Origin of the sequence: Clostridium folliculivorans (genome assembly GCF_024341905.1) — a bacterium.
Lineage (GTDB): Bacteria > Bacillota > Clostridia > Clostridiales > Clostridiaceae > Clostridium_AR > Clostridium_AR folliculivorans.
Genome location: NZ_BQXY01000001.1, coordinates 434,767 through 448,360, shown reverse-complemented (window position 1 = coordinate 448,360; position 13,594 = coordinate 434,767). Strand labels below are relative to the sequence as shown.

Sequence of the window (13,594 nt, the reverse complement as noted above, 5' to 3'; positions counted from 1 at the left end):
ATACAACTAACTAAATACTTTACTCTATTATCTTAATAATTGAAGAACCTGTTGTGGTTGTTGGTTAGCTTGAGCAAGCATAGCTTGAGCAGCCTGGCTAAGAATGTTGTTCTTAGAGAATGTAGACATTTCTTTAGCCATATCAACATCTCTGATTCTTGATTCAGCTGATGTTAAGTTTTCACTTGAAGTTCCTAAGTTATTGATTGTATGTTCTAATCTGTTTGAGTAAGCACCAAGCTTAGCTCTTTCTGCTGAAACTGTTTGTATAGCATTATCTACACTTGTTATTGCATTTTCAGCTCCGTTTTGAGTTGTTACGTCAACACCAGATACTCCAAGATTCTTTGAATCCATTGCATTTATGCTTACTGACATTGTTTGACCTTGGTTTGCACCAATGTGTAATTGTAATTGTCCACTTGCAGTTATTGACTTACCAGAAACTGTAGCTGTAGTTGTGCTTCCTTGGTCAGCAGCTAAAGTAAATGTTAAACCTTTTTGGCTTCCAGATGTAACTGTAACTTGGTTTCCTTGGTATGAGAATGATGCAGCTGCTCCATCGCTTCCTGTACCAGCTAAACCAGTTGCATTTGTTCCTGCACCAGTAGTTGCAGTTGTAAAGTCAGTAGCTCCATCTAATGCGTTTGCAGTAGTTTCTTTAATAGATACTGATTGGTCAGCATTTGCATCCTTAGTTGCAAATGTAAATCCTGTTCCTGATTTAAAACTTACATCTAATCCAGTGATTGAAGACATTTGAGTTGCTAAATCATCATATGTTTGTCCAGCACTAGTTGCTACGTTAAATGTCTTTCCGTTAGCTACAACTGTTAGTGAATCAGAAGTTGCAACTGTAGTTTTACCAGCTGCTGTTGCTAAAGTTGCACTAGCAACTGTTGCTAAAGTACCGTTAGCACTTAAGTTTAATGTTCCGGCTTGAGTATCAGTAGTCATAGCTGCTTTAGTTATGTTTTGTCCATCATTAGTTGAAACACCAAGATTTCCTGTTAATAACTTTTTAGTATTAAACTCAGTTGTGTTTGCTATTCTGTCTATTTCAGAATTTAATTGTGATACTTCTTTTTGTATAGCACCCCTGTCATCAGCAGTGTTTGTATCATTTGATGCTTGAGTTGATAACTCTCTCATTCTTTGAAGAATTGATGTAGTTTCATTTAACGCACCTTCAGCTGTTTGTACTAGTGATATACCATCTTGAGCATTGCTTGAAGCTTGATCAAGACCTCTTATTTGGCCTCTCATCTTTTCAGATATTGCTAATCCTGCAGCATCATCTGATGCACTGTTGATTCTAAGACCTGAAGAAAGTTTTTGCATAGCCTTGCTAGCATTTGTTGAGTTAGTATTCATTTGTCTAATTGCATTGTTTGCTGCTAAATTGTGATTGATTATCATTATAAAACCCTCCCTGATTTTTAACGGACATCCATGTCCAATAATTTATTTATAGTTAAGTTCTTTGAACTTACTACCTTATTAAGATTTTTTAAGTAGTGTTTTATCACCCTTATACTTTATTATCGTTAAATTTTTGTGATACTTTACTACTTTTTTTAAATATTTTTATAAGATTTTGTTACTTCTTATAAAATTTCAGATAATTATATTAATTAACAATCCTTGTTCATTAATATGTTTTATCTTCATACTATATTATCGTTTCATTTCTGTGGTACTTTACTGCTTTTTTAAAATATTTTTATAAGATTTTGTGCTTCTTATAAAATTTCAGATAATTACACCAACTAACAATACTTGTTCGTTAATATGTTTTATCTTTATACTATATTATCGTTGTTCTTCTGTAGTACTTTACTACTTTTTAAAATATTTTTATAAGGTTTTATACATCTTATAAAAATTCAGACAATTACATTAATTAACAACTTCTGTCTATTAATATTTTTTATCTTCATACTATAGTAATCGTTATCATAAAACAATACTTTATAGTTTTTTATAGAAACTTATTTAATCCTTTGCGAAAGCTCATTAAATCGTCGGATGTATAGCCACTTAATTTCAACACGGTGTCTTAACAGTACAAAAAAAAGAAGATACTTTAGTATCTTCTAAGTTTTAACCGCTCATTGCCGATGAAAGCCAACTGCTTTGAGAATTTAATTTATTCATATTAGTCTCAAGAGTAGAGTACATATTATAAAGCTGTTGCTGTTTTGTTTTCATAGCATCCTGCATATCTTTAATCTTTTGAGTTTTTTCAGCTATACTCTTAGTTAAATCATTTTCGCTTACCCATCTAGAATTTATATAACCAGCTTTTTTAATTAAAGTACCATCAGTACCTACCACATTATTTAAAGCATCTTTAAATCTTACGAATATACCTTTATCGGTATTAGCTGTACCGGATTTAGTAAACAAGTTTTTAACTAAATCACCTTTTTGCTCGATAGCAGTCTTTAGTTTAGTTTCATCTATTGTTAATTTACCACCATCCATGTAATTAGAGGTAGTTGTTATACCAATATCAGTTATATTTAACCCTGCGCCATTAACTGTATCATAAACCGCTTGTCTCATAGTTGAAACCAGATTACTTAATGTATCATCTCTTCTTAATATACCTTCCTTAGCCTTAGTCTCCCAAGCAGTTATTTGATCTGCAGTCATTGAAGACTTTTGTGTATCTGTTAAAGGCTTATAATCATAGTTTTTCTTTTGAGTTATGCTAGTATTTATTTTATCTATTAAGGTATTATACTTATCTATGAACTTCTTAAATTTATCTACTGCTGACGAAGCATCTGCTTTAACAGAAAGATTTACAGTATCTCCTGCTGTAGCATTTTGCAAATTGTAAGTAATGTTATCTAAAGTAAAGCTATTTGACCCCTTAGTCACTTGAGTAAAATTTACTTCACCAGGAGCCTTAATAGATACACTTGCATCAGTACCAGTAAATGTACCAGCTATGCCCAATGTCTGTGCCGCTAATCCTGAAGTATCACTAATTGTAATTCCACTTGATGAACCAGTATTTTTACTCTCTATAGTAAGTTTATTATTTAGCTCGCTATAATTAACATTTATATATGTATATAAAGGAGAGCTTCCAATATAAGTATTCTTAAGCTTATTCATTAAATCATTCACTGTATCAGTAGAACTCAAATTTATGGAACATTTCTTAGTAGGATCTGTAGGGTCTACTTGGATGTTAATAGTACTGTTAGCTCCAATTCCCAAATCACTTAGCTTAGTACTTGTGTTGAAACCTCCACTAATTACCTTTCCACTAAACCCTTCCAGGCCATAAAACTTTGTGCTGCTATCTACACTTATTTTATCAGATGATGTTGATGTAAATGTAATAACACCATTACTATTAGTAGCATTTACTTTTGCTGATGCTCCAGCAGCTTTCAACTGATCATTAATATATTGTGTTATATCATCAGCAGTACCACTACCTGCATATCCACTAAAGTCAATACTAGTTGATGTAGTGTTTCCATTTGTATCAGTTAGATTTAGTTTTATAGACTGGGAAGTTATAGAGCTTGCTACAGTGCTAGGCAAAGTAACATTAACACTATCAAAATCTCTTTGACTTTTAGCAGTACCAGCAAGATTATTAATTTTAACTTGATAGTTTCCCTTTACTGCTCCAGGGTATGTAGATGCCGTTAAGTAATTATCTCCCGCTACCCCTGTAGATGCCATGGCTGTGGAAACTGAAGTTCCAGTATAGGTTGATGAAGTCATCATGTTATCTGCTTGTAATATGTCAAAAGAGTTAGCAAAATCTTTAAGGTCTTTTATATAACCTACATAAGCCTCTTGTTGCCATTGAACATATTGAGAATCCTGCTTCACCTTATCTATTTTTGTTTGATCTGCACTTAAAGCTTGTTTTACTAGTCCATCAACATCTAGTCCACTGGCCATTCCTGTTATTCTGGTGTAATCGGTAGTACTGCTACTACTACCAGATGCTCCTGATATATTCAAAAAAATCCCTCCATTCTAAATCTTTTTGTTTATAAGGTTAAACCCTCTATAAGTATTGTTATATGCAGTAGCTGCATTCTTTTTATCATTTATTTTCTTTATCTCTTCCTTTATAGAAAGCTTTTTTTCTTCAATAATCTGATGTAGTTTTTTGTCTTGCTCGAGTAACCCTAGTTCTTTAGAAATTTCACTAAACATTTTCGGATCATAACCAATTTGATTAATCGAATCAATTAAATCTTGTTTAGCTTCTATTAGTCTAAGAAAGTTTTCTTCATCTTCTTCTTCTATTGATAAAAGTAATTTATCAGTTAATTCCTTATAACCTAATAGTGTTTCTCTTAAGGAATTCATATTATCTTACTGCTGCCTTTGAAAGTTTTTCTGCTTCCTGCCAAGTATTTCTTATATCTTCTATCATAGGAATTACTGTATCCATTATTGAAGTGTCTTTTTTTATATTAGCTTGCATAAGTTGATAATTGATGAATTCGTATACTGCAAATAGTGATTTTGCCCAATCACCAGCATTTGTATCTAGGCTTACCATAAGTTCTGTAAATATATCTTCAGTCTTTTTAATATTCTCATGAGCCTTTTTTATATCCTTATCTTCAATTGCTTGTCTACCTATCTTAGCATATTTTACCGCTCCATCTAGCAGCATAAGTAATAGTTGTTCCTTGGATGCATAATTTACACTATTGTTTTTATATACATTGTATCCGTTATTTGCGTACATAATATCCTCCTATTTTTTAACATCTATAAATACACCTCTATAGTTTTCTTTCGAGTCTTTTTCCTTTACTACCTCAACTTCAACAGTATCAGGCTTATATCCATCTACAGTTACCGTCTTCTGTTCTTTTATTACTTCTTTAAAAGACTCTTTATGCTTGTCTTTCTTTTTTTGTTTATTCGGTTCTCTATATTTATAGCTATCAACTTGTGTTTCAATCTTTATTCCATCCTTAGAATGAACCTTACCATCCCTAGTTTGTTCGTTAAGCTTTTCTCTTAGGTCGGTATCTATTTTATTTAACTTAAATTCCATATAGATTCCTCCCAAACACTTAAATCTACTTATACTTTTTTATCAAAAACAACTCCGACCATCTCACACAGTTTAGCAACCATGTCCAATATTTTTTTAGGAGGCACTTCCATAAGTACCTCTTTAGTTTTATCATCAACTATTTTAATCATCAGGTCATTTTTAAATTTATCATGCATCTCATATACTGCATGAGCACTATCACCTTCAAGGAACTTATTAAGTTTATCTACAGCTTTTTTTATCTCTCGATCATCATTTTTATCTTTTGTATCTATAGTTTTTTTGTCTTCTTGTACAGATATATCAGTTATTATTGGTTTTGGTTGATTAGTTGAATCAACATTTGTCTGTATTCCAGTTCCCTGATTAACCCTTATCTCCATACGTACACCTCTATTTATTGAGATTTTTAAGAATACTTAAATCTATTATAGTAGCATTTTTATTCTCATCTTCAATTTCTTTAACAAGTTCTTTTCTAAGAATACTTAGTTCTTTCGGTGCGCTAATTGCAAGTTTTACACTTCCATCATCAAGCTTTATTACTGAAATTTCAATATCATCACCAATCAGTAATGATTGACCTTTCTTTCTAGTTAGTACTAACATATTACTCACTCCTTAGTAGAGGATGTTTTATCATATACTTTTCATTATCTATGATTATTTGTTCCCCAAGCTTTGATTTTGTATTTATTATTATAGGTGCTTTTAAGTTAGTAGTAATATTTTCAACTTTAGAACTAAGGGTCACTGTATTTAATACTAAAATTTCATTAGAATCCTTTATTGTAAGTCTTTCTACTATAGAATCCTTAAGCTCAAATTCATATTCATTTATAAAATCGAAAGGGGAAACTGTGACTAACCCAACCTCCTCGTCTTCAACTGAGTGTAGTATCTTAAAGATTGGATTCTCTTCAAAATCAACAAGTATAAACTTTTTCAAATCTTGAAGACCTGGTAATCCTTTAGCAAAAGTGATTATATCGTCTTCTTCATAATTTAATATACCATGGTATTTAGTCTCTAGTTTCATAAAATCCCCTCCAATACTGCTATCTCAAGTAATCCATTAGAGATGGCTGAATTATTTTTGCACTTGTTTGTAGTGATGCCATATACACAGTCTGCATCGTACTGTATTCCATTGTTTTTTGAGTTATATCTATATCTTCTGTATTAGATAATACATCAGTTAAATTGTAATTTTCTTGATCATTTTTATCTTTTGCAGAATCCATTCTATTTTGTTTAGCTCCAACTTCTGATCTGATTTTCAGTATATTACTAGCTGCAGCAGTTAAGTCATCTAGGTTTTCTCCTGTAAGTTTGCTTTGTGCATCAGGAGAAGATGAATCTAAGTTAGTAATTATATTATTCAACAAATTGCTAACATTTATTTGCTTTCCTTTTTCACTTGTGAAATTTAACACATCGTATGCACTTACATTGTAATCCATAGTTACACCTTGTGATACTTCCACAGGTAGTTTTGCTCTTATCATATCCATTTGGCTTGACATAGTAATATCTGTAGAGTTTATTGAAAGTTCTTCGCCTTCTTTTCCTGCAAAGAATAACCCTTTATTTCCATTTGCATCAAAATCCTTAACTCCCATTGGTTTTGATGTTACCTTACTACCACCGAAGATATACTTACCATCGAAATTTGAATTTAATATTTGAGATACTTCTGAAACCTTCTGATTAAGTTCATCCTTTATAGCTCTTCTTTCGTCTGAGCCATAAGCTGCATTTCCAGATGATACTACAAGTTCTCTTATTCTTTGAAAAGATTGAGTGATTTGATCTAAAGATGTATCTGTAGCATCAAGGTAGTTTATAGTATCGCTTATATTTTCATTGTACTGCTTATTGGCAGATATATCTGTGTTAAGCTGCATAGCTCTTGCAACTTTGAAAGGGTCATCTGATGGTCTTCTTATTTCTTTTCCTGATGACAACTGAGATTGAAGGGTTTTCATACTATTGAGATTTGTTCTCATATCACTTAGGAAGTTATTTGATAACATTCTATTAGTAACTCTCATTTAAATACTCCTTTATTATTTCTTTAATCCATTTACTACTACATCAAGAAGCTCGTCCACTGTTGAGATAACCTTTGCGTTTGCACTATATGCATGTTGAAATTGTACTAAGTTAGCCATCTCTTCATCAAGTGAAACTCCAGACACACTATCTTTAGTTTGATTTAACGAATCTAAAAGTTGTTGCTGGTTAGTTACCATTCTGGTTGCTTCTTGAGCTTGTACCCCTAATTTATCTATAGAATCTTTAAAGTACGCTTCTAAAGTAGTTCCATTATTATTATTTTCGATTGTTAACCCATTATCCTTTAGTACTGCTTTTCCTTTTGACATATCGAAAAGATCTGCTCTTGAATTCACTGTAGTTCCTACATCCTGAATATCAAGTAAATTATTCTTAAGCTGCGCTATAGCCAAGGCTCTAGCTCCATCACCTTCACCATCTACAGTGTTTTGATCAGCATAAGCGAAGTTAGAATCTCTCGTTTTTGTCTTTAGTTTCATAACATCGTTAAGAATTTCTTTATTTACCGTTATGTTACCAGCTGTTATCTCTGATTCATTTTTTAATGTATCATCTAGATTTATAATCTGTCCATTTACACTATAATTAGCTACTGATTTATTTACGAATAAAGGCATATAATCTTTATCAGGGAATCCATTAGTTGTTGTACTTGACATACCACTATGTACAGCATTAACTGTAAATGCAATAGATTTAGCTAATTTGTTTACTTGATCTATATAATTATCAATATCTTTTTGTATTGTTATATTTCCTTTTACTTCACCAGCTGTTGGAGAAAACAACTTAAGTTCTTGTACATCTACAGTTGATCCATCTTTTAATGGATATCCATCTGCTTTAGTAGCAACTCCATCACTATTTGACCATATAACTCTTGTTTCTTCAATTTCTTTAGCTTGATCAGGACTTACATTTGTTAAAGTTATTGTTTGTTTATTATTTTCACTGTCCATATTTCCAAGCTTATAATAGGTTATCTTATAAGTAGTACCAGAATCATCAGTCGGATCTTTTTCCATACTGCTTATATATGAAAATCTAGCTACCTGAGTATCTCCATCAGCCTTAACTAGTTCTGGAGCCTTCATCCCATTTACATCTGCTGGTTTTAAATTAATTCCTTCAAAAGCTTTCTTATCTATACTTAAGTTAAATTTGCTAGATAACTGATCTATTAATAGATCTCTTTTATCCATTAAATCATTAGGTGTATCTCCAGCATTTTTAACACTTATTATTTCTTTATTTAGTTCACCAATTTGATTTAAAGTACTGTTCATGTCAGTAACAGTATTCTTTATAAGACTTTGAGCATTATTTTTTAGATCTTTAAGCTGTGTATATGTATGATTTAAAGCATCTGTAAGAGCTAATGTTTGCTGAACAACTACAGTTCTTGCATTTGAACTCTGTGGTTGCTTGGACAACTGTTGCCATGAATCGAAGAATTTTCCCATTAATGACGATATACCAGTATCAGATGGTTCTGTAAAAACATCTTCAATCTGGCTTAAAAAATTATCTCTAGTACTATATTGACCAGATATACTAGTCTCATTTCTTACTTGATAATCTAAAAAAGTATCTCTAATTCTATCAACTGTTGAAACCTGAGCTCCTGTTCCGAGTTGTCCTGCTTCCATACCACCTAAAGATTGTGGTCTTGTAGTTTCTATGTTTGCTCTTTGTCTTGAGTATCCGGCCGTATTTGCATTTGCTATATTATGCGAAGTTACATCGATAGCTTTTTGCTGAACTTCCATACCTCTTTTTGCTATATTAAATGTAGAAAATAAACCTGACATATTTCCTCCCCCTACTACCTTGACATTTTTCCGTATGAGTTATAAGTTTTCATTTCTCTGTTCGGATTTATATAATTTAACATTTGATTAGTATATGAAAGTTGTTGTTTTAAGAGTAAATCATTAGTATCCTTCTGAAGTCTCACAGCTTCTAAAAGTTTCAAAATATCTCTATAACTTTCTTCCAGTCTTTCGTTCCCTGAAGAAAATACAACATCTTTCATAGAATTGCTTTTAACAAGCTTTCTTCTTTTAACTTCTTCTTCTGCTATCTCTTTATTACAAGCTTGTATTTTGTTTGCAACATCATCTAATCCAAATATATCTTTTTTTAATATAAACGAATATTGATTGTCTAGTAACGAAAGAAGCTTATTAAGCGCTTCTTTTTCACTAAGTATTACATTAATAAGCTCTTCGTACATATTAAACCCTTCCTTCACTTATAGAATTAATCATTGATTGTGCTATTTTTTCATTGTCTGGCTTATATGTTCCATTTGCAACTTGCATTCTTAATGCTTCTACCTTTTCACTTCTAGGCATTACATCATCTCCTAAAGAAAAGTTACTTAAAGCTCTAGCCGCGCCTGATATTTCTAAACTATCTTTTTTCACGCTTTCAGCTTTTTGAGTTGCTTTTACTTTGTTAACATTATATATATCAATTACATTTCTAGTTGGTCCTACCCCTTTGATATTCATAACTTACCTCCACTGTACTGTATTCACTACTTATATTATCGTGCAATGAATAAATTAGTTTATACTTAGTTTTTATATTTGTAAAAATTTCCTAATTATCAAAATTCATTTTAAGTGTCATTTTTGACATCCTATACCCTATTATGTACCTGTTAGAAAAAACCATAATTTATTAACAAAATATTAACATTTATATTGTTTCCAAAACTTCTAAAGTTTATTTTATTTTTTTCTTAAGTTCATCAAAGCATTGGATGTTTGACCATTTAATTTCAAACAACGCTTAAAATTGAAATATCTTTGAAATAATAAAAAGCACTTTCCTGCTTGATTCAGGAACAGTGCTTTTTATCACTTCAAAGACTTTATTCTCTCTGCGTTGCTTACGATACTTGTGATTCTTACTCCAAAGTTTTCATCAACTACCACAACTTCACCAAATGCTACTCTTTTGCCATTTACTAAAATCTCTACAGGCTCATCAGCAACTTTATCTAGTTCAATTAAGGATCCATTACTTAAAGATAAAATATCTTTAATGCTTTTCTTAGTTCTACCAAGAACCACAGATATTTCTAATGGAACATCTAGTATTAAATCTATATTTTTATGTGCTGGCCCAGACGGACTTGAAGTTAAATTATCAAAAGATGCTTGATGAACTTCCACAGGAGTTCTTTGCTCTTGATATATAGGTTTCTCTTGTACAAAGTGATTATAGTCATTGTGACTTTCTTGGACATGATATGTATTTGATGGTTCGTGATTACTAGCTGTTCTTACTTCCTGTTGTGGTGCTCTTTCTTCCACTCTAGGCTGCTCAATAGCTGGTTCACTTTGCTGCTCTTCTCCCATCATTATTGAAACAATCTTCTTTGCAGTTTTTAGTGGTAATAACTGCATTATGTTACTATCTACCAAATCACCAATTGTTAGTTTAAATGATACCTTAACTAAAACATCGTCATCGCTAATTCCTTCGGAAATTGGCTCATTTGCTTCATCCCAAGTCTTTGAAATAGGTGGCGATATGTTTACTTCTCTTGCAAACATAGTAGCCATTGAGGTTGCTGCAGAACCAATCATCTGGTTCATTGCTTCCTGAACTGCACTTAGTTCTATTTCTGATAATTCTGTAGTATTTACAGTACCATCTCCACCCATCATAAGGTTAGCTATTACTGCAGCATCATTGATTTGCATTATTAATATATTTTTACCTAATATTCCTGAAGTATATTCTACTTCAAGTACTATATTAGGAATATGAAATTGCTCTTTCAGCTCTCCCAAAGTTGTTGTACTTACTACTGGAGTAGTAATATTAACCGACTGATTAATTATCTGGGAAAGAGCTGTTGAAGCTGAACCCATTGAAATATTTCCTATCTCACCTAACAGATCTTTATCTATATCTGAAATACTTTCTTCAGTGTTACCTGTTGTGGATTCGGCTGGTGTTGATGGACCATTTAACAAAGAATCTATCTCTTCTTGTGTAAGAAATCCATTACTCATAATCTTCCACATCCTTACCTATAATGTCAAGTATGGCTACTCCCATATTTTTACCAACTATACCTGGTTTGGCCAGGTAACATTTTTCGTCTTCAACTACTACTGTTACAGGACTATTATACTTGTTATCAAGTTTAATCACATCACCTGTCACCAATTTTAAGAAATCATCAATGCTAATTTCTGTATTACCAAGCTCTACCTTAACATTCACATCTACGACATCTAATCTCTTTTCTATATCATGTCTTGTATGTTCAAGATCTTCCTCAGCACCTGCTTGGAACCAGTTTCTCATTACTAGTTTATCAAGAATCTTCTCAATACTTAAGTAAGGTATACAAAGATTTATAAAAGTATTACTCTTACCCATTTCTACTGAAAAAGTTATTAATGCCACTGGTTCATTTGGAGCTAATGTTTGATTTAAAGCAGGATTAGTTTCTAAACTTTCTACTTCTATATCAATATCCATGACATCTTCCCAAGCAAGCTTTAGGTTTGATAGTACCCCTGTTCCTACTTGAGTTATTATATTTTTGTCTATATCTGTAAACTCTTTACTTACATGTCTTCTCTCTCCCGTTCCTCCTAGAAGTATATCAATAACTTGAAAGGAAAAACTAGGATTCATCTCAAAAAGAATTGAACCATTTAAAGGTGGCATCTTAAACAAAAGCAATGTAGTTGGATTAGATACACTATGAATAAATTCCTCATAGGTTACCTGCTCAATGTTTTCTATCTTAACCTTTGTATTTTTTCTCACCTGAGCAGTAAGAAAATTAGAAATTATTCTTGCAAAATTATCATGTATAAGTTCAAGTGCCCTTATATGCTCTTTAGAAAACTTTTGAGGACTTCTAAAGTCATAAACTTTCACTTTTTGCTTTTCTTCATCTTTTTGCAATTCCTCTGGCTCAAGCTCTCCAGCAGACAAGGCAGACAATAGGGCGTCTATTTCACTTTGTGATAATACATCTGCCATACGCTTACCTCACTTCACTAATTAAATTTTTAGTATTTTATTTATATCTACTAATGTAACTAGTTTATCATCAAAATTCACTATACCTTTTACATAGCTTTGATACTTTTCATTCTCAAGTCTTTGAATAAGTTTTTCATCAATTTCTAAAACCTCTTCAACCTCATCAACAGATATACCTACTTGTTCATCATCAACATTCAATATTATTATGTTACTTTGAACCTTTGACGACTTAGATATATTAAGTAGCAGATTTATATCCAATAAAGGTATTATGCTACCTCTAAGGTTTATAAGTCCTCTTATATGCTCTGGGGCTTTTGGTACTTTGGTCACTTCTGTCATATCAGTAATGCTCTGAACTTTAGATGTTTCTACAGCAAAAAGTTCATCACTAATCTTAAAAACAACAACTTGCATTTTCATGCCCCCTTATTAACCAATTGCCTTTTTGATTGCTTCTAACACTCTATCTGCTTGGAATGGTTTTACTATAAAATCTTTTGCACCGGCTCTTATTGCATCCATAACCATACCTTGTTGGCCCATGGCACTGCACATTATTACCTTAGCTGCTGGATCAAATGCTTTGATATTTTTAACCGCTTCAATTCCATCCATGTCTGGCATTGTTATATCCATAGTTACTACATCTGGTTTTTCCTTTTTATAAAGCTCTACAGCCTTAATTCCATTACTTGCTTCACCTACAACCTCAAATCCGTTTTTTTCAAGAATATCCTTTATCATCATTCTCATAAATGCTGCGTCATCAACAATTAATACTCTAGCCATTTAGAATCCCCCTATCTATATTACGCCTATTGAATTTAATATTTTTTCTAAAGATCCAGGATTAGGAACAAAGTAAAAATGTCCACCAATATTTTCTGAATCCTCGCCTAATAGCATTGTTTCTATTTCCAATACACTATCTGAATACTGTGCTGACTCTACAAAAGTAGAGCTTAAAATCGCACTTAGCATATCAAATGCCACAGCTGGAACTGATGGCATAATGCTCAAGTTTGTAAGTCTTGCTATTGAATTCATGTATGCTGCTGAAATAATATTACCTATTTCACATAGCACTGAATTTCCCATCTCGCTAAACTCATCTTCCTTCATTCCAGTCAGTACTTCTATTATATTAGAAGCTATAGATTTTTCAAATACAAATAAAATATTTCCTGGTGCATCGCCAAGTACTTTTACTAGTACTGCTGCCACCAACTCTTCTTCAGAAACAAAATTATAAATATCCATAAAATCTATTACATTAACACTTGGAACTGTCATATCAATTTTTCTGTTTAACAATTGAGAAAGAGCAGTTGCTGCATTTCCTGCACCAATATTACTTACTTCTTTAAGAGCATCTAGTTGAAGTGCACTTAATTGAGTATAATCCATCACAATCCTCCTTCTAGT

The 13,594-nt window shown here is 32.1% G+C and carries 17 protein-coding genes; all 17 read right to left on the bottom strand.

Features of this window, described 5'->3' with window-relative positions; translation table 11 throughout:
* Positions 1–27: 27 nt before the first annotated feature.
* Positions 28–1,419: a flagellin N-terminal helical domain-containing protein gene (locus tag OCU55_RS01945; RefSeq protein ID WP_261850634.1), complete on the bottom strand. Its 1,392-nt coding sequence runs from the start codon at positions 1,417–1,419 to the stop codon at positions 28–30.
* A 684-nt stretch (positions 1,420–2,103) separates the two neighbouring features.
* The gene (gene fliD / locus OCU55_RS01940) at positions 2,104–3,999 is read right to left on the bottom strand and encodes a flagellar filament capping protein FliD (protein ID WP_261850633.1); all 1,896 of its coding nucleotides are present in this window, start codon (positions 3,997–3,999) and stop codon (positions 2,104–2,106) included.
* Positions 4,000–4,014: 15 nt separating this feature from the next.
* On the bottom strand, positions 4,015–4,353 hold the full coding sequence (gene fliT / locus OCU55_RS01935; protein WP_261850632.1) for a flagellar protein FliT: 339 nt from the start codon (positions 4,351–4,353) through the stop codon (positions 4,015–4,017).
* A 1-nt stretch (position 4,354) separates the two neighbouring features.
* Positions 4,355–4,741: a flagellar export chaperone FliS gene (fliS, locus tag OCU55_RS01930; protein ID WP_261850631.1), complete on the bottom strand. Its 387-nt coding sequence runs from the start codon at positions 4,739–4,741 to the stop codon at positions 4,355–4,357.
* A gap of 9 nt (positions 4,742–4,750) precedes the next feature.
* The gene (locus tag OCU55_RS01925; protein WP_261850630.1) at positions 4,751–5,056 is read right to left on the bottom strand and encodes a hypothetical protein; all 306 of its coding nucleotides are present in this window, start codon (positions 5,054–5,056) and stop codon (positions 4,751–4,753) included.
* 29 nt (positions 5,057–5,085) lie between these two features.
* Positions 5,086–5,442 (bottom strand): flagellar protein FlaG, encoded by a 357-nt coding sequence (locus OCU55_RS01920; RefSeq protein ID WP_261850629.1) that lies wholly within the window; start codon positions 5,440–5,442, stop codon positions 5,086–5,088.
* 10 nt (positions 5,443–5,452) lie between these two features.
* Positions 5,453–5,668 (bottom strand): carbon storage regulator CsrA, encoded by a 216-nt coding sequence (gene csrA / locus OCU55_RS01915; protein ID WP_261850628.1) that lies wholly within the window; start codon positions 5,666–5,668, stop codon positions 5,453–5,455.
* 1 nt (position 5,669) lies between these two features.
* The gene (gene fliW, locus OCU55_RS01910) at positions 5,670–6,098 is read right to left on the bottom strand and encodes a flagellar assembly protein FliW (protein ID WP_261850627.1); all 429 of its coding nucleotides are present in this window, start codon (positions 6,096–6,098) and stop codon (positions 5,670–5,672) included.
* Between the two features lie 19 nt (positions 6,099–6,117).
* A complete protein-coding gene (gene flgL, locus OCU55_RS01905; RefSeq protein WP_261850626.1) occupies positions 6,118–7,113 on the bottom strand; it encodes a flagellar hook-associated protein FlgL in 996 nt (331 codons plus the stop codon).
* A 15-nt stretch (positions 7,114–7,128) separates the two neighbouring features.
* Positions 7,129–8,949 (bottom strand): flagellar hook-associated protein FlgK, encoded by a 1,821-nt coding sequence (gene flgK / locus OCU55_RS01900; RefSeq protein ID WP_261850625.1) that lies wholly within the window; start codon positions 8,947–8,949, stop codon positions 7,129–7,131.
* A 14-nt stretch (positions 8,950–8,963) separates the two neighbouring features.
* Complete coding sequence (locus tag OCU55_RS01895) at positions 8,964–9,374, bottom strand: flagellar protein FlgN (protein WP_261850624.1); 411 nt, start codon at positions 9,372–9,374, stop codon at positions 8,964–8,966.
* A 1-nt stretch (position 9,375) separates the two neighbouring features.
* Positions 9,376–9,654: a flagellar biosynthesis anti-sigma factor FlgM gene (gene flgM, locus OCU55_RS01890; protein ID WP_261850623.1), complete on the bottom strand. Its 279-nt coding sequence runs from the start codon at positions 9,652–9,654 to the stop codon at positions 9,376–9,378.
* A 351-nt stretch (positions 9,655–10,005) separates the two neighbouring features.
* Positions 10,006–11,172 carry a flagellar motor switch phosphatase FliY gene (gene fliY, locus OCU55_RS01885; RefSeq protein WP_261850622.1) on the bottom strand — a complete coding sequence of 389 codons (1,167 nt, stop codon included), beginning with the start codon at positions 11,170–11,172 and terminating at the stop codon, positions 10,006–10,008.
* Complete coding sequence (gene fliM / locus OCU55_RS01880; protein ID WP_261850621.1) at positions 11,165–12,160, bottom strand: flagellar motor switch protein FliM; 996 nt, start codon at positions 12,158–12,160, stop codon at positions 11,165–11,167. Before fliM ends, fliY begins: the two co-directional genes overlap by 8 nt.
* A 21-nt stretch (positions 12,161–12,181) precedes the next feature.
* Entirely contained in the window at positions 12,182–12,583 is a 402-nt protein-coding gene (locus tag OCU55_RS01875; RefSeq protein ID WP_261850620.1) for a chemotaxis protein CheW, read from the bottom strand.
* 15 nt (positions 12,584–12,598) lie between these two features.
* Positions 12,599–12,958 carry a response regulator gene (locus OCU55_RS01870; protein WP_128212445.1) on the bottom strand — a complete coding sequence of 120 codons (360 nt, stop codon included), beginning with the start codon at positions 12,956–12,958 and terminating at the stop codon, positions 12,599–12,601.
* 15 nt (positions 12,959–12,973) lie between these two features.
* Positions 12,974–13,576, bottom strand: coding sequence for a chemotaxis protein CheC (locus OCU55_RS01865; RefSeq protein WP_183278517.1), 603 nt, complete (start codon positions 13,574–13,576; stop codon positions 12,974–12,976).
* Positions 13,577–13,594 lie beyond the last annotated feature (18 nt).

Bases quoted from the DNA above. Each gene is read 5' to 3' on its own strand.
- OCU55_RS01870 (WP_128212445.1), bottom strand. From the start codon at position 12,958: ATGGCTAGAGTATTAATTGTTGATGACGCAGCATTTATGAGAATGATG.
- OCU55_RS01865 (WP_183278517.1), bottom strand. From the start codon at position 13,576: ATGGATTATACTCAATTAAGTGCACTTCAACTAGATGCTCTTAAAGAA.
- fliS (WP_261850631.1), bottom strand. From the start codon at position 4,741: ATGTACGCAAATAACGGATACAATGTATATAAAAACAATAGTGTAAAT.
- flgL (WP_261850626.1), bottom strand. From the start codon at position 7,113: ATGAGAGTTACTAATAGAATGTTATCAAATAACTTCCTAAGTGATATG.
- OCU55_RS01895 (WP_261850624.1), bottom strand. From the start codon at position 9,374: ATGTACGAAGAGCTTATTAATGTAATACTTAGTGAAAAAGAAGCGCTT.
- OCU55_RS01920 (WP_261850629.1), bottom strand. From the start codon at position 5,442: ATGGAGATAAGGGTTAATCAGGGAACTGGAATACAGACAAATGTTGAT.
- fliY (WP_261850622.1), bottom strand. From the start codon at position 11,172: ATGAGTAATGGATTTCTTACACAAGAAGAGATAGATTCTTTGTTAAAT.
- fliM (WP_261850621.1), bottom strand. From the start codon at position 12,160: ATGGCAGATGTATTATCACAAAGTGAAATAGACGCCCTATTGTCTGCC.
- flgM (WP_261850623.1), bottom strand. From the start codon at position 9,654: ATGAATATCAAAGGGGTAGGACCAACTAGAAATGTAATTGATATATAT.
- fliT (WP_261850632.1), bottom strand. From the start codon at position 4,353: ATGAATTCCTTAAGAGAAACACTATTAGGTTATAAGGAATTAACTGAT.
- flgK (WP_261850625.1), bottom strand. From the start codon at position 8,949: ATGTCAGGTTTATTTTCTACATTTAATATAGCAAAAAGAGGTATGGAA.
- OCU55_RS01875 (WP_261850620.1), bottom strand. From the start codon at position 12,583: ATGCAAGTTGTTGTTTTTAAGATTAGTGATGAACTTTTTGCTGTAGAA.
- csrA (WP_261850628.1), bottom strand. From the start codon at position 5,668: ATGTTAGTACTAACTAGAAAGAAAGGTCAATCATTACTGATTGGTGAT.
- fliW (WP_261850627.1), bottom strand. From the start codon at position 6,098: ATGAAACTAGAGACTAAATACCATGGTATATTAAATTATGAAGAAGAC.
- OCU55_RS01945 (WP_261850634.1), bottom strand. From the start codon at position 1,419: ATGATAATCAATCACAATTTAGCAGCAAACAATGCAATTAGACAAATG.
- OCU55_RS01925 (WP_261850630.1), bottom strand. From the start codon at position 5,056: ATGGAATTTAAGTTAAATAAAATAGATACCGACCTAAGAGAAAAGCTT.